This is a genomic window from Kluyvera sp. Awk 3 (assembly GCF_028069715.1).
GTDB lineage: Bacteria > Pseudomonadota > Gammaproteobacteria > Enterobacterales > Enterobacteriaceae > Kluyvera > Kluyvera georgiana_A.
Genome location: NZ_JANEWH010000002.1, coordinates 42,576 through 59,180, shown reverse-complemented (window position 1 = coordinate 59,180; position 16,605 = coordinate 42,576). Strand labels below are relative to the sequence as shown.

Annotated in this window: 15 protein-coding genes and 2 tRNA genes; 3 read left to right on the top strand and 14 right to left on the bottom strand. The window is 54.5% G+C overall.

All coding sequences use genetic code 11. The features are described 5' to 3' along the window. Positions 1-138: 138 nt before the first annotated feature. The 6 genes from truB to NNN71_RS01090 all read right to left on the bottom strand — a co-directional run bounded on the left by truB (position 139) and on the right by NNN71_RS01090 (position 6,569). Positions 139-1,083, bottom strand: coding sequence for a tRNA pseudouridine(55) synthase TruB (gene truB, locus NNN71_RS01115; protein WP_223803795.1), 945 nt, complete (start codon positions 1,081-1,083; stop codon positions 139-141). Further along, entirely contained in the window at positions 1,083-1,484 is a 402-nt protein-coding gene (gene rbfA, locus NNN71_RS01110) for a 30S ribosome-binding factor RbfA (RefSeq protein ID WP_049848849.1), read from the bottom strand. The genes truB and rbfA overlap by 1 nt, the downstream gene beginning before the upstream one ends. A 102-nt stretch (positions 1,485-1,586) precedes the next feature. Then, positions 1,587-4,277 (bottom strand): translation initiation factor IF-2, encoded by a 2,691-nt coding sequence (gene infB, locus NNN71_RS01105; protein ID WP_163447793.1) that lies wholly within the window; start codon positions 4,275-4,277, stop codon positions 1,587-1,589. A gap of 24 nt (positions 4,278-4,301) precedes the next feature. Next, a complete protein-coding gene (gene nusA / locus NNN71_RS01100) occupies positions 4,302-5,804 on the bottom strand; it encodes a transcription termination factor NusA (protein WP_106927222.1) in 1,503 nt (500 codons plus the stop codon). A 27-nt stretch (positions 5,805-5,831) separates the two neighbouring features. Beyond that, entirely contained in the window at positions 5,832-6,284 is a 453-nt protein-coding gene (rimP, locus tag NNN71_RS01095) for a ribosome maturation factor RimP (RefSeq protein WP_064541967.1), read from the bottom strand. Between the two features lie 208 nt (positions 6,285-6,492). Next, positions 6,493-6,569, bottom strand: a tRNA-Met gene (locus tag NNN71_RS01090). A gap of 335 nt (positions 6,570-6,904) precedes the next feature. Here NNN71_RS01090 and argG point away from each other — a divergent pair. Continuing rightward, complete coding sequence (gene argG / locus NNN71_RS01085) at positions 6,905-8,248, top strand: argininosuccinate synthase (RefSeq protein WP_000207646.1); 1,344 nt, start codon at positions 6,905-6,907, stop codon at positions 8,246-8,248. A gap of 63 nt (positions 8,249-8,311) precedes the next feature. On the opposite strand, the gene NNN71_RS01080 is transcribed toward argG, so the two are convergent. Beyond that, on the bottom strand, positions 8,312-9,217 hold the full coding sequence (locus NNN71_RS01080; protein ID WP_271457690.1) for a cupin domain-containing protein: 906 nt from the start codon (positions 9,215-9,217) through the stop codon (positions 8,312-8,314). 115 nt (positions 9,218-9,332) lie between these two features. Between NNN71_RS01080 and NNN71_RS01075 the strand changes: the two genes are divergently transcribed. Continuing rightward, positions 9,333-9,869 carry a carboxymuconolactone decarboxylase family protein gene (locus tag NNN71_RS01075; protein WP_163447791.1) on the top strand — a complete coding sequence of 179 codons (537 nt, stop codon included), beginning with the start codon at positions 9,333-9,335 and terminating at the stop codon, positions 9,867-9,869. 57 nt (positions 9,870-9,926) lie between these two features. On the opposite strand, the gene NNN71_RS01070 is transcribed toward NNN71_RS01075, so the two are convergent. The 6 genes from NNN71_RS01070 to rlmE form a co-directional block, all read right to left on the bottom strand. Beyond that, positions 9,927-10,013, bottom strand: a tRNA-Leu gene (locus tag NNN71_RS01070). A gap of 9 nt (positions 10,014-10,022) precedes the next feature. After that, positions 10,023-10,355: a preprotein translocase subunit SecG gene (secG, locus tag NNN71_RS01065; protein ID WP_064541957.1), complete on the bottom strand. Its 333-nt coding sequence runs from the start codon at positions 10,353-10,355 to the stop codon at positions 10,023-10,025. A gap of 226 nt (positions 10,356-10,581) precedes the next feature. Further along, the gene (gene glmM / locus NNN71_RS01060; protein ID WP_271457689.1) at positions 10,582-11,919 is read right to left on the bottom strand and encodes a phosphoglucosamine mutase; all 1,338 of its coding nucleotides are present in this window, start codon (positions 11,917-11,919) and stop codon (positions 10,582-10,584) included. Beyond that, the gene (gene folP / locus NNN71_RS01055; protein ID WP_271457688.1) at positions 11,912-12,760 is read right to left on the bottom strand and encodes a dihydropteroate synthase; all 849 of its coding nucleotides are present in this window, start codon (positions 12,758-12,760) and stop codon (positions 11,912-11,914) included. Before folP ends, glmM begins: the two co-directional genes overlap by 8 nt. Before the next feature lie 94 nt (positions 12,761-12,854). Beyond that, on the bottom strand, positions 12,855-14,792 hold the full coding sequence (gene ftsH / locus NNN71_RS01050) for an ATP-dependent zinc metalloprotease FtsH (protein ID WP_163447788.1): 1,938 nt from the start codon (positions 14,790-14,792) through the stop codon (positions 12,855-12,857). 100 nt (positions 14,793-14,892) lie between these two features. Then, entirely contained in the window at positions 14,893-15,522 is a 630-nt protein-coding gene (rlmE, locus tag NNN71_RS01045) for a 23S rRNA (uridine(2552)-2'-O)-methyltransferase RlmE (protein ID WP_064541917.1), read from the bottom strand. 126 nt (positions 15,523-15,648) lie between these two features. Here rlmE and yhbY point away from each other — a divergent pair, with 126 nt between their 5' ends. After that, on the top strand, positions 15,649-15,942 hold the full coding sequence (gene yhbY, locus NNN71_RS01040; protein WP_024133059.1) for a ribosome assembly RNA-binding protein YhbY: 294 nt from the start codon (positions 15,649-15,651) through the stop codon (positions 15,940-15,942). A 154-nt stretch (positions 15,943-16,096) separates the two neighbouring features. Here yhbY and greA read toward each other — a convergent pair whose 3' ends face one another. Continuing rightward, positions 16,097-16,573, bottom strand: a complete 477-nt coding sequence (gene greA, locus NNN71_RS01035; protein ID WP_064541914.1) for a transcription elongation factor GreA — start codon at positions 16,571-16,573, stop codon at positions 16,097-16,099. Between the last annotated feature and the right edge of the window lie 32 nt (positions 16,574-16,605).

Below are 16,605 nucleotides of genomic sequence, written 5' to 3'. Positions count from 1 at the left end.
TTTAAAAGAAAGAAAGGGTGCCGATCTCTAATTCAGCAGCCCTGAGATAACGCTTGCCAATTGTTAAACAATTAAGCAGACGTTAAGCCGCGATATTCTACTCGCAGCGCTCGGTTATCGCAAGCCACAGAACCTGGCTTACTCAGTGTACTCGACCACCAGACGGCGTGGAGCCACGCGGCCTTCGTCATCGATTTCACCCATACCGAGGAATTTACCTTCGTCACCTTCCGTCACGCGCACCAGGCCTTCCAGCGGCGCGCCTGACGTCCGTACCGGATTACCATTTTTAAAGTAAACCGCTGACGTTACAGGGATATTCACCACCGGATAGTCCGAAGCGGGACTGTCCATCGGCATCAATAACGGATCGAGTAATTCCGCCGCCGGAATGCCCTGCTGTTCGGCCTGTTCAACCAGTTCGCGCAGATGCTCCAGCGTGACCATACGCTCGACCGGGTATTTGCTGACCGCCAGGCGACGCAGGAAAATCACGTGCGCACCACAGCCGAGCTTCTCGCCCAGATCGTCAATGATGGTACGAATATAGGTGCCTTTGGAGCAGTGAATTTCCAGCTCCAGCTCGTTCCCTTCATGACGAATAAACAGCAGTTCGTAGACGGTAATCGGGCGCGCTTCACGCGGCACTTCAATGCCCTGACGAGCATATTCGTAAAGCTTTTTGCCCTGGTACTTCAGCGCGGAATACATGGACGGCACCTGCTGGGTGTCGCCACGGAAGCTCTCAAGCGCCTCTGCCAGCTGCGCATCGCTAAAAGTCACCGGACGCTCTTCGACGATCTGCCCGTCGGCATCCGACGTATCGGTACGCTGACCTAAGCGAGCAATCACGCGATAGCGTTTGTCGGAGTCCAGCAGATACTGGGAAAACTTGGTCGCTTCACCGAGGCAAATCGGCAGCATACCGGTCGCCAGCGGATCCAACGCGCCGGTATGTCCGGCGCGATTGGCATTGTAGATGCGCTTCACTTTCTGCAGTACATCATTGCTGGATGCGCCCTGCGGCTTATCCAGCAACAGCACGCCGTGAATATCACGGCCGCGACGACGAGGACGACTCATCAGTCCTCCTTGCTGTCGTCCGGGTTCACACGACGTTCTTCGTCATGCTTCACCACGTTAGTCACCAGGTTGGACATGCGCATCCCTTCGACCAGCGAATTATCGTAGAAGAAGGTTAGTTCCGGCACGATACGCAGGCGCATGGCTTTACCCAGCAGCGAGCGGATGAAACCAGAGGCTTCCTGCAGCGCTTTGATGCCGGCTTTGACGGCCGCTTCATCTTTGTCGTTCAGGAAGGTCACAAACACTTTGGCATAGGCCAGATCGCGGGACATTTCAACACCGGAAACGGTGGTCATCATGCCCAGACGCGGATCTTTAATTTCGCGCTGCAGGATGATTGCGATCTCTTTTTGCATCTCCTGGGCCACGCGCTGCGGGCGACCAAATTCTTTCGCCATAATAAATTCTCCAGACAAAAAAGGGGCTTATCAGCCCCTTTTGAAATAGTTGCCGGGTGGCGCTTCGCTTCCCCGGCCTACAATCGGCAATCTAAACGAAGATTAAGCGATGGTACGTTGGATCTCGATGATTTCGAACACTTCGATCATATCGCCAACGCGAACGTCGTTGTAGTTCTTCACGCCGATACCACATTCCATGCCGTTACGGACTTCGTTAACGTCATCTTTGAAGCGACGCAGGGATTCCAGCTCGCCTTCGTAGATAACCACGTTGTCACGCAGAACGCGGATCGGGTTGTGGCGCTTGATGGTACCTTCGGTAACCATACAGCCAGCGACCGCACCGAATTTCGGTGATTTGAACACGTCACGTACTTCAGCCAGACCAATGATCTGCTGTTTCAGTTCCGGAGACAGCATGCCGCTCATTGCCGCTTTCACTTCGTCGATCAGGTTATAGATGACGGAGTAGTAGCGCAGATCCAGGCTTTCTGCTTCGATAACTTTACGCGCAGAAGCGTCAGCACGAACGTTGAAGCCAACCAGAATCGCGTTGGATGCCGCAGCCAGGGTCGCGTCGGTTTCGGTGATACCACCTACGCCAGAACCGATGATCTTCACTTTCACTTCGTCGGTAGACAGTTTCAGCAAGGAGTCGGAAATCGCTTCCACAGAACCCTGTACGTCGGCCTTCAGTACGATGTTCACTTCGTGAACTTCGCCTTCGGTCATGTTGGCGAACATGTTCTCGAGTTTAGATTTCTGCTGACGAGCCAGTTTAACTTCACGGAATTTACCCTGACGATACAGAGCAACTTCACGCGCTTTCTTCTCGTCACGAACGACGGTCACTTCGTCACCGGCAGCCGGAACACCGGACAGACCGAGGATTTCCACCGGAATGGACGGACCCGCTTCCAGCACTTCCTGACCCAGTTCGTTACGCATCGCACGAACGCGACCGTATTCGAAGCCACACAGAACGATGTCGCCCTTGTGCAGAGTACCTTCACGAACCAGAACGGTTGCAACCGGACCACGACCTTTATCCAGGAAGGATTCGATTACCGCGCCGCTTGCCATACCATTACGTACCGCTTTCAGCTCAAGAACTTCAGCCTGCAGCAGGATAGCGTCCAGCAGTTCGTCAATACCGGTACCCGCTTTGGCGGATACGTGAACGAACTGGCTCTCGCCGCCCCACTCTTCCGGCAGGATGCCGTACTGGGACAGTTCGTTTTTAACGCGATCCGGATCCGCTTCTGGCTTATCGATTTTGTTCACTGCAACCACAACCGGCACACCCGCCGCTTTCGCGTGCTGGATTGCTTCGATAGTCTGCGGCATCACGCCATCGTCTGCTGCGACAACCAGAACAACGATATCCGTTGCCTGCGCACCACGAGCACGCATTGAGGTAAACGCGGCGTGACCCGGGGTGTCCAGGAAGGTGATCATACCGTTGTCGGTTTCAACGTGGTATGCACCGATGTGCTGGGTAATGCCGCCCGCTTCGCCAGAGGCCACTTTCGTGGAACGAATGTAATCCAGCAGAGAGGTTTTACCGTGGTCAACGTGACCCATGATGGTCACAACCGGTGCGCGCGGTTCAGCCGCAGCGCCGGTATCACGGTCGCTCATTACCGCTTCTTCCAGCTCGTTTTCACGACGCAGGATAACTTTGTGGCCCATCTCTTCGGCAACCAGCTGTGCGGTTTCCTGGTCGATGACCTGGTTGATGGTGGCCATGGCGCCCAGCTTCATCATCGCTTTGATGACCTGAGAACCTTTCACCGCCATCTTGTTAGCCAGTTCGCCAACGGTGATGGTTTCGCCAATCACAACGTCACGGTTAACGGCCTGAGCCGGCTTCTGGAAGCCCTGCTGCAGTGCGGAACCTTTACGCTGCTTGCCGCCTTTACCCCCGCGAACAGCGGCGCGCGCTTCTTCACGGTCGGCTTTGGATTCGGCGTGTTTGTTGCCTTTTTTCGCCGGACGCGCAGCTTTCGCATTGCGGCCACGGCCACGGCCGCCTTCTACTTCACGGTCGTTTTCGTCTTCTGCCTGACGGGCATGCTGAGAAGTGGTGACGTGATAGTCGCTGGTGTCCTCAGTCGGCTCAGCGGCATCCACACCGTTCTTCTCGTTTTCTTCTGCCATGCGGCGCGCTTCTTCCGCAACACGACGGGCTTCTTCTTCAAGCTTGCGACGCGCTTCTTCTTCCGCTTTGCGCTTCAGCTCGGCAGCTTCATTTTCACGGCGGGCTTTTTCAGCCTGGGCGGTTTTGGTCATATCGTCGGTCTGTTGATTGCTCACTTTGTCTTTTTCCGCAGCTTCACGTTTCGCTTTATCAGCGGCTTCACGATTAGCTTTTTCTGCGGCCTCACGTTCAGCTTTTTGTTGCGCCTCGCGTTTAGCTGCTTCTTCAGCTTCACGACGGGCTTGCTCTTCCGCTTCACGCTGCGCCTGCTCTTCCGCGGCCAGGCGTTCAGCCTCTTGCGGATCGCGTTTCACAAAGGTGCGTGTCTTGCGGACTTCGATTTGTACCGATTTGCTTTTCCCACCGGTACCTGGAATGTTGAGAGTACTGCGCGTTTTGCGCTGCAAAGTCAACTTATCCGGCGCAGAACCATTTTCACGGTTCAGGTGCGCCAGTAAGGTTTGTTTCTCTTGTGCGGACACAGAGTCGTCAGCAGACTTCGGGATGCCAGCGTCAGCAAATTGCTGTACCAGGCGATCTACCGAGGTCTCAATCTCTGCGGCCAGCTTTTTTACGGTTACATCTGTCATGCTGTTCCTTCCTGCTACAGTTTATTACGCTTCGTCGCCGAACCAGCAAATGTTACGCGCAGCCATAATCAGCTCACCCGCTTTCTCGTCGGTTAACCCTTCGATATCAGACAGGTCGTCAACGCCTTGTTCAGCGAGGTCTTCCAGCGTACAAACACCACGAGCGGCCAGTTTGAAAGCCAGTGCGCGATCTAACCCTTCCAGGTTCAGCAGATCGTCAGCCGGTTTGTTGTCACCGAGGCTTTCTTCCTGGGCAAGTGCCAGAGTGGTCAGGGCGTTTTTCGCGCGTTCACGCAGCGCCTCAACGGTCGCTTCGTCCAGACCATCAATTTCCAGCAGTTCTTTCATCGGCACATAGGCCAGTTCTTCAAGCGTGGAGAAGCCTTCTTCTACCAGCACAGTGGCGAACTCTTCATCAATATCAAGATATTTGGTGAAAGTATCGATAGCCGCGTGCGCTTCAGCCTGGTGCTTCGCCTGCAGGTCATCAACGGTCATCACGTTGAGTTCCCAACCACTCAGCTGAGAAGCCAGACGGACGTTCTGACCGTTACGGCCAATCGCCTGCGCCAGGTTACCCGCTTCTACCGCGATATCCATGGTGTGCTTGTCTTCGTCAACCACAATGGATGCCACGTCAGCCGGAGCCATCGCGTTAATCACGAACTGCGCCGGGTTGTCGTCCCACAGCACGATATCGATACGCTCGCCGCCCAGTTCGGTCGAAACCGCCTGCACGCGCGCGCCACGCATACCGACGCAAGCACCGACCGGGTCGATACGCTTGTCGTTGGTTTTCACCGCGATTTTGGCACGAGAGCCAGGATCGCGAGCGGCGGCTTTAATTTCGATAACTTCTTCACCGATTTCCGGCACTTCGATGCGGAACAGTTCGATCAGCATTTCCGGCTTGGAACGGGTGACGAACAGCTGCGCACCGCGCGCTTCTGGACGTACAGCGTACAGAACGCCGCGGATACGGTCGCCCGGACGGAAGTTTTCACGCGGCAGCATGTCTTCACGCAGGATCACAGCTTCAGCGTTACCGGCCATCCCTTCGGATTTCACTTCCAGAGAGATGTTGTCGCGGTTCACTTTCTTCACCACGCCAGTTACGATTTCGCCTTCCTGGTCGCGGAACTGATCGACAACCATCGCGCGTTCAGCTTCACGCACTTTCTGAACGATAACCTGTTTCGCGGTCTGCGTGGTGATACGGTCGAAGGTCACAGATTCGATCTGGTCTTCAACGTAGTCGCCGACGTTCAGGCTTTCATCTTCGAAGCGTGCCGCTTCAAGGGTAATTTCTTTGGTTGGCTGGGTCACTTCTTCAACAATGACCCAGCGACGGAAAGTATCGAAGTCGCCGCTGCGACGATCGATTTCAACGCGTACGTCGATTTCCTGTTCGTATTTTTTCTTTGTCGCCGTTGCCAGCGCACTTTCCAGCGCTTCGAAAATCTTCTCACGCGGCAGCGCTTTCTCGTTGGAGACGGCTTCAACAACAGCCAAAATTTCTTTGTTCATCGGGGCCTTTCACCTCAATCCAGACTGTTAAAAGTGGGGAACCAGGTTCGCCTTCTGGATGTTACTCAGCGCGAACACTTCATCTTTGCCTTCGACTGTCACAGTGATCATCTCACCGTCTACCGCTTTGATAATGCCCTGCCACTTACGACGGTTCTGTACCGCCATGCGCAGGACCAGCGTCACCTCTTCACCCAGGAAACGCACATAGTGTTCAGCGGTGAACATAGGACGGTCGAGGCCCGGAGAGGAAACTTCCAGGTTGTAAGCCACAGTAATAGGATCTTCGACGTCCATCACCGCGCTTACCTGGTGGCTCACATCAGCACAATCATCAACATTGATGCCATCTTCACTATCAATATAGATGCGCAGTGTGGATGTGCGACCGCGAATAAATTCGATGCCGACCAGTTCGTAGCCCAGGGCTTCAACCGGCGCTGTAATCATCTCTGTTAATTTTTGCTCTAATGTGGACAAACCCACCCCCAAGACATAAAAAAAGGGCCTAAAGCCCAGTTATTCTGTAGTCAGATAACAAAAAACCCCGATAAATCGGGGCTTTAGATAACTGAACCCTATAGCCGCAACTGCGGCCTGGAGAACCTTCCGAAAGAATTTTTTTTCAAATCCAGCTACGAAGGCCTAAGTCTTCACAGTATATTTGAAAATGAACTCTAAGGGAAAGTGGTTGCGGGGGCCGGATTTGAACCGACGACCTTCGGGTTATGAGCCCGACGAGCTACCAGGCTGCTCCACCCCGCGCCTGAAACGTGGCAAATTTTACGCGTTTTGAGTAAAAAATGCAAATAATGCTGGGATTTGGTACCGAGGACGGGACGTAAAATCGACCTGTAGTATAGTGATGTGGCTCACAGCTTGTCAACCTCACATTCTATGCAGAAGAAATGCGCTGCAGATCGCGGTAGGGTAATGCTGGTAACCTTCGCTGCCGACGCGGATTTTTTGAATAAAAATGCATGAATCCCTTCCGGTCCATGACAAAACATGATTAAATGAAAACTCATTTATTTTGCATAAAAATTCACTGACAGCGAAACGCGATTTCTCCTTCAGTCAATCACGCAGGGTTTTACTTTATGACGACGATTCTCAAGCATCTTCCGGCAGGTCAACGTATTGGTATCGCCTTCTCTGGCGGTCTCGACACCAGCGCAGCGCTGCTGTGGATGCGACAAAAAGGCGCGGTCCCTTATGCATATACTGCAAACCTGGGCCAGCCAGACGAAGATGATTATGATGCGATTCCTCGTCGTGCAATGGAATATGGCGCAGAGAACGCTCGTTTGATCGACTGCCGTAAACAGCTGGTTGCCGAAGGCATCGCGGCTATTCAGTGTGGCGCCTTCCACAACACCACCGGCGGCCTGACCTATTTTAATACCACCCCGTTGGGCCGCGCTGTGACTGGCACCATGCTGGTTGCCGCCATGAAAGAAGACGGCGTGAACATCTGGGGCGACGGCAGCACCTATAAAGGCAACGATATTGAACGTTTCTATCGTTATGGCCTGCTGACCAACGCCGAGCTGCAGATTTACAAACCATGGCTCGATACCGACTTTATCGATGAGCTGGGCGGCCGTCATGAGATGTCTGAATTTATGATCGCCTGCGGCTTCGACTACAAAATGTCCGTCGAAAAAGCCTACTCCACCGACTCCAACATGTTGGGCGCGACGCACGAAGCGAAAGACCTCGAGTTCCTGAACTCCAGCGTCAAGATCGTCAACCCGATTATGGGCGTGAAGTTCTGGGACGAGAGCGTGAAGATCCCGGCGGAAGAAGTGACCGTCCGCTTCGAGCAGGGCCACCCTGTAGCCCTGAACGGTAAAACCTTCAGCGATGATGTTGAGATGATGCTGGAAGCGAACCGCATCGGCGGCCGTCACGGTCTGGGCATGAGCGACCAGATCGAAAACCGTATCATTGAAGCGAAAAGCCGCGGCATCTATGAAGCCCCGGGGATGGCGCTGCTGCACATCGCTTACGAGCGTCTGCTGACCGGTATTCACAACGAAGACACCATCGAACAGTATCATTCTCATGGTCGTCAGCTGGGTAAACTGCTGTATCAGGGCCGCTGGTTCGACTCGCAGGCGCTGATGCTGCGTGACGGCCTGCAACGTTGGGTCGCCAGCCAGATCACCGGTGAAGTGACGCTGGAACTGCGTCGCGGCAACGACTACTCCATCCTGAACACCGTGTCTGACAACCTGACCTATAAGGCTGAGCGTCTGACTATGGAGAAAGGCGAGTCCGTGTTCTCACCGGACGATCGTATTGGCCAATTGACCATGCGTAATCTGGACATTACCGATACCCGTGAGAAGCTGTTCGGCTACGCGAAAGCGGGTCTACTGACCGCCTCTTCTGCGACCGGTCTGCCGCAGGTTGAGAATCTGGAAAACAAAGGCAAATAAGCCCGCATCGTTGATGCAAAAGGCCGCGTAAGCGGCCTTTTTTGTGCCTTGAGTTGGCGACCATTAACGGCGCCGCCATTCGCCCGGCGTCAGGCCGTAGTGCTTTTTAAAACTTTTCGAGAATGAGGCCAGCGACTGGAAACCACAGCGCTCAGCAATCACCTCCAGGCGAGCCTGGCGGTCCTGATGCAGTAATCGAGCTGCCAACGCCATACGTAGCTGCGTTAGCCAGGCCTGCGGCGTCAAATGATAGGCGCGGGCAAAATGACGGGCGAAAGTCGCGCGGGATAAAAACGCTCTGGCCGCCATACTCTCCAGCGTCCACGGCTGCTCCGGCGTCGCCAGCACGGCGAGCACCGCGGGCATCAGCCGCTCATCGCTCATCAGACGCAGTAAACCGGCTGGCGGTTCTTCCGCCCCCAGCAGCGTGCGCAGCATCAGCACCAACAGCGTATCCCCAAGGCTACGGACAATAGCGCTGCCACCGGGATGTTCTGCCAGGCTTTCACGAACTAACACGTTCAACAGCGTTTCCAGTTCCGGGCAATCCTCGCGTTCATCGGTATGCAGATGAACCAGTTCGGTTTCCTCCGTAAACAGCCAGCTCACGTGGGGGCCGAAATAGAATTCACCGCACAGCATTTCCAGCGCATCGCCATCAGAGCCGGTACGCATCTCGGTCAGCGTGCCGTTAAAGCGATGAGCGACCGGCAATACCTGCCCCCACTCCACCAGACTTTCCATCAGATGCGGCGAGCCGTGCGGCAGCATAATCACATCGCCCGCACGCATTTGCCGCGTCTCTTTGCCGACGGTTAACCGCCCTTCGCCGCTGAGCACAAAGTGCCAGGGAACCACGCCCGCCCGCATCTGATTGTGTCCCGCCTGCCAGCGACCGCCAAAGCGGCAGTGCAAATTCACTTCGCAGCGCGGCATCAGCAACGTTAAGAGATGGCTAAGACTGTCCATACGACTCCTGAGACGATAAGACAAAAAGATGAGACGAAGAGGGCCAGTCTACCACGCCGTCGTGACCTAAGATGTCCCCATGCCACAACAAACCCTCGAACAACAGGAGTAGACCATGAGCCGTTTAGCAGAGATTCGTGAACAAGACGCCACCGGAAAAGCCGCTGAGATTTTTAGTGGGATCAAAAAAGCGATGGGCAAAGTGCCAAATGCCTACCTGACCATCGGCGGACACTCCCCGGCGGCGTTACAGCAGGCGCTGGCACACAATGCGATGCTGCATAAAGGCAGCCTGAGCGCCCGGGAACTGGAGGCGATTAACCTCTCCGTCAGTGAAGCCACCGGCTGTGATTACTGCCTGGCGGCCCACACGATGATGGCGAAAAAAGCGGGCTTCAGCGGTGAGCAGATCCACGCGCTGCGCCGAGGAGATTATACTGAAGACGCACATCTCGCTGCGCTGGTGAAATTCGCACAAACGTTGGTGAGTACCACCGGTACGCTGCCGGAAGCGGACGTCACCGCGCTGAAGCAGGCCGGTTTTAACGACCAGCAGGTGATTGAGATTATCAGCGCCGTCAGCGCGATTCTGTTCACCAACATGGTGAACCGAGTAAATGATACGGTCGTTGATTTCCCGAAAGCCGACTAGGCCCGTTTTCTACAGACGAAAAAAAAGACGCTTTTCAGCGTCTTTCTTTCGGAATATTGGTACCGAGGATGGGACTCGAACCCACAAGCCCGTTAGGGCACTACCACCTCAAGGTAGCGTGTCTACCAATTCCACCACCTCGGTACAGAATACTTAGTGCGGGATATCGCTGGTCGGCTGAGCCGGAGCCGCTGGCTGAGTGGTTTGCTCAGTCTTCGGTGCAGTCAGGTTATCCCACTCGCTTCCTTTATTGGTCTTGTTGCTGTTGATGTTGCCCAGAACCAGACTGATGATGAAGAACAGCGTCGCGAACACAGCAGTCATACGGGTCATGAAGTTACCAGAACCGTTAGAACCAAACAGTGTAGCGGAAGCGCCTGCTCCAAAGGAGGCTCCCATATCAGCGCCTTTACCTTGCTGCAGCATAACGAGGACCACAAGGCCAATCGCTACAATAAGGAAAACAACTAAAAGAGCTTCGTACATAATCAACCTGTTCCTTGCGGGGACACCGCGTACCAAGTGCTTCGACCAATTAAGCGGGACATTTAAGTTTCCCACTGAAGCGGGTGTGAATACTAACCAAAGCGAATGACCTTCGCAAGGGCAATTTCCACACATTGTATCAACTGCGGAAAAAAACAGCAAAACCACGCATTGTCTGCAATAAAAAGGCGGCAAGCGCCGCCTTTTTAGTCACTTAGGTCACGGCTTAAGCCGCTTTTACCGCATCAGCAATACGATGGGCAAGCTCGGTGACCTGCGCTTCGTCTTCGCCTTCCACCATCACACGAATCAGCGGCTCGGTGCCGGATTTACGCAGCAGCACGCGGCCTCGGTTACCCATCGCGGCTTCCGCTTCAAGGGCCGCCGTCTTCACCGCATCGCTTTCCAGCGGGTTGGATTTACCATCGGTGTAGCGCACGTTGACCAGCACCTGCGGGAACATTTTCATGCCGCTGCACAGATCGTGCAGGCTCATGTGGTTACGCACCATGGCGGCGACCACCTGCAGGCCGGCAACAATGCCGTCACCGGTGGTGGTTTTGTCCAGCAGAATCACGTGGCCAGAGTTTTCCGCGCCAATGCGCCAGCCTTTCTCCTGCATTTTTTCCAGCACGTAGCGATCGCCCACTTTCGCCCGGGCAAACGGAACACCCAGCTGCTTAAGCGCCACTTCCAGCCCCATGTTGCTCATCAGAGTGCCGACCACGCCGCCGCGCAGTTGGCCCTGGCGCAGGGCTTCACGGGCGATGATATACATGATCTGGTCGCCATCAACCTTGTGACCCTGGTGGTCAACCATGATGACACGGTCGCCGTCGCCGTCGAGCGCGATGCCAACATCGGCTTTTTCTGCCAGTACGCGAGCCTGTAACGCGCGTACGTCAGTAGCGCCCACTTCTTCGTTAATGTTCACGCCGTTCGGCTCGCAGCCAATGGCAATAACGGTCGCGCCCAGCTCACGCAGCACGTTCGGCGCGATATGGTAGGTCGCGCCGTTGGCGCAGTCGACCACCACTTTCAGGCCATTCAGGCTCAGTTCGTTCGGGAAGGTGCCTTTGCAGAACTCAATGTAGCGACCCGCTGCGTCGACGATACGGCTGGCTTTGCCCAGCTCGGCGGAGTCCACGCAGGTGATTTCTTTTTCCATTTCGGCTTCAATCGCTTCTTCAACTTCGTCCGGCAGCTTGGTGCCGTCGATAGAGAAGAACTTGATGCCGTTGTCATAAAACGGGTTATGCGATGCTGAGATAACGATGCCAGCTTCGGCGCGGAAGGTGCGAGTCAGATAAGCGACCGCAGGCGTAGGCATTGGGCCGGTGAACGAGGCTGACAACCCCGCCGCCGCCAGACCCGCTTCCAGCGCGGATTCCAACATATAGCCAGAGATACGGGTGTCTTTACCGATGATGATTTTGCGTGAGCCGTGGCTTGCCAGCACCTTGCCTGCCGCCCAACCCAGCTTCAGGACGAAATCAGGGGTGATCGGCGCATCGCCTACGCGACCACGGATCCCATCGGTACCAAAATATTTGCGATTACTCATAACGTTTATTTCCCTTCGCAGACAGGGTGGCCTCAACCACACGCATCGCTTCAACAGTTTCTTTGACGTCGTGGACGCGAACAATATGCGCGCCCTGCATGGCAGCAATCACCGCGCACGCCAGACTGCCGCTAAGGCGCTCCGACGGCCCCACGTTTAGCAGCTGACCAATCATCGATTTGCGCGACATACCGACGAACAGCGGCAGGCCGAAATGATGGAATTCTGACAAACGCGCCAGTAATGCATAGTTATGGGAGATATTTTTACCGAAACCGAACCCCGGGTCGAGCAACAATTTATCTTTTGAGATTCCCACCCGCTCGCAGCGAGCAATTTGTTCGACGAAATAACGGTTCACTTCAGCAAAGACATCGTCGTATTTCGGCGCGTCCTGCATGGTTTTCGGATTGCCCTGCATGTGCATCAGCGAAACGGGAAGTCCGGTTTCGGCCGCCGCCTCCAGCGCGCCCGGTTCACTCAGTGAACGGATATCATTGATGATATGCGCGCCGGCGCGGGCGGACTCTCGGATCACTTCCGGTTTAGAGGTATCGACGGAGATCCACACTTCAAAACGCTGAGCGATGGCTTCCACTACCGGGATCACACGGTCGAGTTCTTCTTCAACGCTGACGTCCAGTGCGCCCGGACGGGTAGACTCCCCACCCACGTCGACGATCGTCGCCCCGGCGTTAATCATCAGATTTGCATGTTTCACCGCCTCAACCAGCGTGTTGTGCGTGCCGCCGTCGGAAAAGGAGTCCGGCGTGACGTTGAGGATCCCCATCACGTGCGGATGAGAGAGATCCAGGATAGAGCCCTGGGCGGTGAGTTTCATAGCGAATCCTTTTGTTATCTATTTCTTCAATATAAAAAACCCCGGGGCAAGCCCCAGGGTTTCAGATGATGCACAGTCTTCCACGAGGGAGAACTTATTTATCGCCCAGCTGCTCTGACATGGTGCCAGAGTCCGGCGCGCGCGGTTCATCAACCGGACGCGGTGCACTCGGCTTGCCAGTGCTGCCAGAGTTGTTGCTGTTGGACGAGCCCGGTTCTTCCCAACCCGCTGGCGGACGCACGTCGCGGCGAGCCATCAGGTCGTCAATCTGCGGCGCATCGATGGTCTCATATTTCATGAGCGCATCTTTCATTGCGTGCAGAATGTCCATGTTGTCGTTCAGCAACTGACGCGCACGACCATAGTTACGTTCGATCAGCGCCTTCACTTCCTGGTCGATGATACGCGCGGTTTCATCGGACATATGCTTCGCTTTGGCTACAGAGCGGCCCAGGAATACTTCGCCCTCTTCTTCCGCATACAGCAGCGGACCGAGTTTGTCGGAGAAGCCCCACTGAGTCACCATGTTACGCGCCAGGTTAGTCGCGACTTTAATATCGTTCGACGCCCCGGTAGAAACATGTTCGGCACCGTAGATGATCTCTTCCGCCAGACGACCGCCGTACAGGGTGGAGATCTGACTTTCCAGTTTCTGACGGCTGGCGCTGATTGCGTCGCCTTCAGGCAGGAAGAAGGTCACACCCAGCGCACGACCGCGCGGAATGATGGTCACTTTATGTACCGGATCGTGTTCCGGCACCAGGCGACCGATAATCGCGTGGCCCGCTTCGTGGTACGCGGTGGATTCTTTCTGCGCTTCCGTCATCACCATGGAGCGACGTTCCGCACCCATCATGATTTTGTCTTTCGCTTTTTCGAACTCAACCATCGACACAACGCGTTTGTTACCACGAGCAGCAAACAGCGCCGCTTCGTTCACCAGGTTCGCCAGGTCTGCACCGGAGAAGCCAGGGGTACCACGAGCAATGATTGCCGCGTCGATATCCGGCGCCAGCGGTACGCGACGCATGTGTACTTTCAGGATCTGTTCACGACCGCGAACGTCCGGCAGACCAACCACAACCTGACGGTCGAAACGGCCAGGACGCAGCAGCGCTGGGTCAAGTACGTCCGGACGGTTAGTTGCCGCAATAACGATGATACCTTCGTTACCTTCGAAGCCGTCCATCTCAACCAGCATCTGGTTCAGGGTCTGCTCACGTTCATCGTGACCACCGCCCAGACCAGCGCCACGCTGGCGGCCGACGGCGTCGATTTCATCGATGAAGATGATGCACGGTGCCGCTTTCTTAGCTTGTTCGAACATGTCACGCACACGAGATGCGCCGACACCGACGAACATTTCCACGAAGTCAGAACCGGAAATCGTAAAGAACGGCACCTTCGCTTCGCCAGCGATCGCTTTCGCCAGCAGCGTTTTACCGGTACCCGGAGGGCCGACCATCAGGACGCCTTTCGGGATTTTACCGCCCAGCTTCTGGAAGCGGCTCGGTTCGCGCAGATACTCAACCAGCTCACCCACCTCTTCTTTCGCTTCGTCGCAGCCTGCAACGTCGGCAAAGGTGGTTTTAATCTGGTCTTCCGTCAGCATGCGCGCTTTGCTCTTGCCGAACGACATGGCACCTTTGCCACCGCCGCCCTGCATCTGGCGCATGAAGAAGATCCAGACGCCGATAAGCAGCAGCATCGGGAACCAGGAAATGAAGATCGAAGCCAGCAGGCTCGGCTCTTCTGGCGGCTCGCCAACCACTTTGACGTTTTTCGTCAGCAGGTTGTCAAGCAGCTTCGGATCGTTAACCGGGATGTAAGTCGTGTAACGGTTACTATCTTTCTTGGTAACGTTGATCTCACGTCCGTTGATACGCGCTTCGCGAACCTGGTCGTTATTGACCTCTTGCAGGAAGGTAGAATAATCCACCTTATGGCTGTTCGATTCGCTGGGCCCAAAGCTCTGGAATACTGACATCAGCACAACGGCAATGACCAGCCAGAGTATTAGGTTTTTCGCCATGTCACTCAAGGGATTAACCTCTTATTACAACTGTGTTAAAAACAGCGTCAGGATACTCTATATCCAGTTTCTTTCAAACTTTCGTTTGAAAAACCACCGTCTATGATTTTCGCCCGGTCGCTACAATGTACACTTCACGTGAACGCGCACGCGAAGAGTCCGGCTTACGAACTTTAACCTTCGTAAACAGGGAGCGAATTTCCCTTAGATACTCATCGAAGCCTTCGCCCTGGAACACCTTCACTACAAAACTTCCGCCTGGCGCTAGCACATCACGAGCCATTTCAAGCGCCAGTTCCACCAGATACATGGCCCGGGGGATATCAACCGCCGGCGTTCCGCTCATGTTTGGTGCCATATCTGACATGACAACCTGTACTTTACTGTCACCTACGCGTTCCAGTAATGCCTGCATGACGAGTTCATCACGAAAATCGCCCTGAAGGAAGTCCACACCAACGATTGGATCCATAGGTAAAAGATCGCAAGCAATAATACGGCCTTTACCACCAATCTGCGTGACCACGTACTGTGACCAGCCACCCGGTGCAGCACCGAGGTCGACAACCGTCATCCCCGGCTTAAAAAGTTTGTCACTTTGCTGTATTTCATCAAGTTTAAACCAGGCACGGGAACGTAACCCCTTTTTCTGTGCCTCTTGAACATATTTATCGCTAAAGTGTTCCTGAAGCCAGCGGCTTGAGCTGGCAGAACGCTTTTTACCTGTCATTTAACATTCCCATCGGGACAGTTCATCGTAGCCTTTTGGCGTAAATTTCTACGCGCCATTTGGCGATATATGGGAGATGGCGGTAGAATGACCCGTTTTCAATCCCAACGTAAGCAAAAATATACGATGAATCTGAGTACTAAACAAAAACAGCACCTGAAAGGTCTGGCACATCCGCTCAAGCCGGTAGTTATGCTTGGCAACAATGGTTTGACCGAAGGGGTACTGGCCGAGATTGAACAAGCGTTAGAGCACCATGAACTTATCAAGGTGAAAATCGCCTCGGAAGATCGCGAGACCAAAACCTTGATCGTGGACGCTATCGTGCGCGAAACCGGCGCCTGTAACGTACAGGTCATCGGTAAAATGCTGGTGCTTTATCGCCCTGGTAAAGAACGCAAAATCTCGCTGCCACGTTAAGAATATCCTAATTTCTGACACAACATTGTGTTAAATGAGGGTTTTTCTTTACGAGGGCTAGCAACATGCCACGCTCTTATGCTTGATAAAAGGCCGCTATGCGGCCTTTTTCTTATCTTTACACTCAGTCAACATTTTCAGTGTTGAACAAAATTTACAGATAATCCACTGCGATGATTTCGAACTCAACTTCACCGCCCGGGGTACGGATGGTGACTACGTCGTCCTGCTCCTTACCGATAAGGCCACGGGCGATCGGCGAGTTCACAGAAATCAGGTTCTGTTTGAAGTCCGCTTCATCATCGCCCACGATGCGGTAGGTCTGTTCTTCATCGTTATCCAGATTCAGCACCTTCACAGTCGCACCAAAGATAACGCGGCCATTATTCGGGATCTTGGTGATGTCGATAACCTGCGCATTAGACAGTTTCGCTTCGATATCTTTGATACGGCCTTCGCAGAATCCCTGCTGTTCGCGAGCAGCATGGTACTCCGCGTTCTCTTTCAGGTCGCCGTGCTCGCGTGCTTCGGCGATGGCCGCAATGATTTCTGGGCGACGTACAGACTTGAGAAAGTCCAGTTCTTCACGCAGTTTTTCTGCACCACGAAGGGTCATCGGAATAGCTTGCATTGTTATACCTCTTAAACATTCCTGTAGGGAGC

Excerpts from the sequence above, each read along its gene's own strand:
- truB (WP_223803795.1), bottom strand. The coding sequence starts at position 1,083 with ATGAGTCGTCCTCGTCGTCGCGGCCGTGATATTCACGGCGTGCTGTTG.
- rbfA (WP_049848849.1), bottom strand. The coding sequence starts at position 1,484 with ATGGCGAAAGAATTTGGTCGCCCGCAGCGCGTGGCCCAGGAGATGCAA.
- infB (WP_163447793.1), bottom strand. The coding sequence starts at position 4,277 with ATGACAGATGTAACCGTAAAAAAGCTGGCCGCAGAGATTGAGACCTCG.
- nusA (WP_106927222.1), bottom strand. The coding sequence starts at position 5,804 with ATGAACAAAGAAATTTTGGCTGTTGTTGAAGCCGTCTCCAACGAGAAA.
- argG (WP_000207646.1), top strand. The coding sequence starts at position 6,905 with ATGACGACGATTCTCAAGCATCTTCCGGCAGGTCAACGTATTGGTATC.
- NNN71_RS01080 (WP_271457690.1), bottom strand. The coding sequence starts at position 9,217 with ATGGACAGTCTTAGCCATCTCTTAACGTTGCTGATGCCGCGCTGCGAA.
- NNN71_RS01075 (WP_163447791.1), top strand. The coding sequence starts at position 9,333 with ATGAGCCGTTTAGCAGAGATTCGTGAACAAGACGCCACCGGAAAAGCC.
- secG (WP_064541957.1), bottom strand. The coding sequence starts at position 10,355 with ATGTACGAAGCTCTTTTAGTTGTTTTCCTTATTGTAGCGATTGGCCTT.
- glmM (WP_271457689.1), bottom strand. The coding sequence starts at position 11,919 with ATGAGTAATCGCAAATATTTTGGTACCGATGGGATCCGTGGTCGCGTA.
- folP (WP_271457688.1), bottom strand. The coding sequence starts at position 12,760 with ATGAAACTCACCGCCCAGGGCTCTATCCTGGATCTCTCTCATCCGCAC.
- ftsH (WP_163447788.1), bottom strand. The coding sequence starts at position 14,792 with ATGGCGAAAAACCTAATACTCTGGCTGGTCATTGCCGTTGTGCTGATG.
- rlmE (WP_064541917.1), bottom strand. The coding sequence starts at position 15,522 with ATGACAGGTAAAAAGCGTTCTGCCAGCTCAAGCCGCTGGCTTCAGGAA.
- yhbY (WP_024133059.1), top strand. The coding sequence starts at position 15,649 with ATGAATCTGAGTACTAAACAAAAACAGCACCTGAAAGGTCTGGCACAT.
- greA (WP_064541914.1), bottom strand. The coding sequence starts at position 16,573 with ATGCAAGCTATTCCGATGACCCTTCGTGGTGCAGAAAAACTGCGTGAA.